This is a genomic window from Solidesulfovibrio aerotolerans (assembly GCF_009856865.1).
GTDB classification, from domain to species: Bacteria; Desulfobacterota; Desulfovibrionia; order Desulfovibrionales; family Desulfovibrionaceae; genus Solidesulfovibrio; species Solidesulfovibrio aerotolerans.
Map to the genome: position 1 here is coordinate 1 of NZ_WVUD01000100.1, position 3,152 is coordinate 3,152.

Annotated in this window: 2 protein-coding genes; both read left to right on the forward strand. The window is 46.8% G+C overall.

The genetic code is table 11. The annotated features are described in order from the left end of the window. The coding region (locus tag GTA51_RS20155; RefSeq protein ID WP_500691078.1) for an acetyltransferase domain-containing protein at positions 1-759 on the forward strand (759 nt) is incomplete at its 5' end. Positions 760-1,737: 978 nt separating this feature from the next. After that, positions 1,738-3,048 (forward strand): PAS domain-containing sensor histidine kinase, encoded by a 1,311-nt coding sequence (locus GTA51_RS20160; protein WP_160964277.1) that lies wholly within the window; start codon positions 1,738-1,740, stop codon positions 3,046-3,048. Positions 3,049-3,152 lie beyond the last annotated feature (104 nt).

The following is a 3,152-nucleotide window of genomic DNA, read 5'->3' on the forward strand; positions in this document are numbered from 1 at the left end:
GCCTTCCCCAAGGTAAAGAACCGAGATATCAAATCGACAGAAAGGGCCCCTCGGGGCCCTTTCTCTGACAACGGGTGGTACACTTTTACTCCGGCCAGCCGGTACACTTTCTCTCCGCCCTTGACAGTTCAGTTGTTTGACGGTGTGCGTCTTCTCGTTGTCTACCCGCTGATTCCTTGGATTGGACTTATGTCCGCAGGGTATGCGTGCGGTCCGATCGTGAAATGGGACTCGGATAAGAGACGCAAATTGCTCTTTATAACAGGGCTGGCCCTTACCATCGGCTTTGTGCTTTTGCGTTGGATCAACGTCTACGGAGATTTGAAACCCTGGACCGCCCAATCATCCCCCCTTTTTACCTTTCTCGACTTTCTCGCCTGCGAAAAATACCCGCCCTCTGTCAGCTATTTGCTCATGACCATGGGCCCGGCCTTTTTGCTGCTGGCCCTTCTTGACCGTCCCCAAATCCCTGGCTGGCTAACCCCTGCAAAGGTATTTGGGCGAGTCCCCTTTTTGTTCTATGTCCTGCATCTCCCTCTACTCCACGCCATGGCTGTTATATGGTCAACCTGGAAATATGGCGAGGCACCTTGGCTTTTTACAAATCCACCCGGAGCTGTTTGGCCACGCGATTTCCAATTCGACCTTCTTCTGACGTATTCCGGCTGGGTCGTTGCAGTCCTTATTCTATACCCGGTGTGCAGATGGTTCGCCGACTACAAAGCCTCGCACAAAAACTGGTGGCTCTCGTACCTGTAGTCACTTGAATCTGCGCGAGTGCCAGGCTTGCGGTGAGGCCTGCCGGAGGCAGGACACGTTTCCCCAAATAACGAAATCAGCTTGTTTATTTCTATTTTAGTTGAGGCGCATTTCTGCTGTAATGGAATTTTTTGTTGAGATATGTAGATGTTTATGACGAACCCGGTGTCAACACTGCCCGTTGGCATATGCGTTGGGTCTCGCCCCGGCATCGAAGACTGACCCTGATGCAGTGTTTGGCGCAAGAGCAGGCCGATTGAGGCATAGGGGGCTGGGGATTGCCCCGGTCCCCTTGGTCCCTTGGGCCTTCCCCATCCTCGCCCCCGGACACCCCCTGGATTCCCGTCCTACGCCCCTTCCTGGGGCTTTCCCCGTGGGGCTGGGGATTGCCCCCCCCCATCCCCGCTCCAGGACGGCCCCCCCAGGGTAAAAGCCCGATTTCCCTTGGAGTAGTGCCCGCATCAGTAGGGTGCCCATCGATTTGGAAAAGACACTGCCATTTTCATTCTTTATGTAACAACTATCTTGAATAATTGACTAAAGAGCGGCAGTGTGTTTAGTGTCTTTTTGTGCCAAGTGTTTTACGCCGTTACCGGCATAGCTGAAAGTACGGAACCCATCCCGGCAAGGTGGCCCTGCTTTTTGCCAGGGCCGGGTGGTCTGCTGGGGTTGTTCCAAAAGTCACTCAATGGGTTGAGAAAAGTATGATAATATCTCAAAATTATTTATTTTATTTTCAAGTGACTTTTGTGAATTTTCAACTATATCGTTTTGTCCTGCTCTGCGTGGCCCAGGTTCAGGACGTTTGGGCATTTCAGGTGCATCCGCCGCAGAAACGAGAGCCCAGGTAGGTGGCCCCCGTCCGTTCCCTGCTGACGCCAATCTTGGCTGCTCATGCCCAGAAGAACTCGAAGAACTTGTCTAAACGGAATTGCACCACTGCAAATTTATAAAGATAGCTAGGAAATGAGGCAAGACATGGCCGAAGTTAAATCAAATGTCAGTGTTGCCCTTGGCGAAGACATCTTCAAAATTGCGGTTGAAAATACTCCGACAGGAGTGTGCGTCACCAATGAACATGGAACTTTTGAGTATGTCAACAAAGCATTTTGTGAATTGTATGAATATACTAATGAAGAACTGATCGGGAGAAATTTTACAATAGTAGTGCCAGATGAACATAAAATAGCCCTGCAGGCGCTTCACGACAAGTATATTGAGGGAATTGATGAAGTGCGTGGAGAGTGGGACGTTGTCACGAAAAGCGGCAAACATCTCACAATTTTGGCCGATGCAGTTAGAGTCAAAAGTTTTGATGGCAGATATAAAAAGGTTACTTTTGTTACTGACATAACTGAGCGAAGAAGACACGAGCAGGAGCTTCAAAAGTTTTACTTATCTATCGAGACGTCGTCGGCATCTATTGTTATAACAGATTCAAGTGGTGGTATATGCTACTCAAATCCTTCGTTTTGTAAAATTACGGGGTACTCGCAAGAGGAGGTGATTGGCCAAAACATGAGGATTGTAAAATCTGGAGTTCATGATCAACAGTTCTATAAAAACATGTGGGACTCCATTAGCAATGGAAAGACCTGGCGTGGGGAAATATGCAATAAAAATAAAAGAGGAGAGTTGTTTTGGGAATCAACAATTATAACTCCAATTCCTGACAGGTTCGGCAAAATAGTTAATTACGTGGCTATAAAGAATGATATTTCGGAAAAAATTGATTTTGAGCGCCTCAAGGAAGATGTGGATCGAATTTTGCGCCACGACCTTAAGACTCCACTTAACGCGATTGTAGCCCTGCCGCAAATATTAAAAGAAGATGACAACCTGACGTTGGAACAATATGATTACTTAGATCATATCGAAAGGTCTGGATGGCGTATGCTAAAAATGATTAATAGCTCTTTGGATATATTCAAAATGGAGGAAGGGAGTTATCGGTGCAGCCTCAGTCCGAACGATTTAATTGGAATATCGAAAGAGGTCGTCGACAGCCTGCAGAGCTCTTTGCAAAGATTAGGTTGCAAAATTGTCATTTGTTGTGACGACCGAATGGTAACTGGCTTAGATAAATTTGTTGCTCCAACAGAAGATACAAACTTTTACAATATGATATCGAATCTGCTGGCTAACGCTATTGAAGCATCGCCTGCTGGTAGCGATATCCTTGTCAACTTTAAAAACAATTCCCCAAAGACCCTTTCAATTACAAATAAAAGTGTTGTCCCGAAGACAATTAGGGAACATTTCTTTGAAAAATCATTTCTGTCCGGCTAATTTAGAAGAGATAGCCTGCTAGAATTGTTTGGTTTTAAGCGTTGCCGTCGCGGGTCAATGAGGTCGAGAATTTCACATTGCTGAAACAGATTTCGTTGCACCAG